General features: G+C 60.2%; 1 rRNA gene. It reads right to left on the bottom strand.

Annotated elements, in window-relative coordinates:
* Positions 1–231 (bottom strand): 23S ribosomal RNA (locus EMO90_RS12050); the annotation flags it as partial.

The following is a 231-nucleotide window of genomic DNA, read 5'->3' as shown; positions in this document are numbered from 1 at the left end:
GGGATTGCCGTTCCCCCGTTAGTACCGGTCAGCTCCACCGCTCGCACGGCTTCCACACCCGGCCTATCCACCACGTCATCCACATGGGGGGTCACAACACTTTCGTGTCAAGGAATCCTCATCTTGGAGAAGGCTTCCCGCTTAGATGCTTTCAGCGGTTATCCCTTCCGAACGTAGCCAACCGGCCATGCCACTGGCGCGACAACCGGCAAACCAGAGGTCCGTCCACCC

The sequence above is a fragment of the Bifidobacterium vespertilionis genome (assembly GCF_008698145.1).
Taxonomy (GTDB): Bacteria; Actinomycetota; Actinomycetes; order Actinomycetales; family Bifidobacteriaceae; genus Bifidobacterium; species Bifidobacterium vespertilionis.
This window is presented reverse-complemented; position numbering and strand designations above follow the sequence as displayed.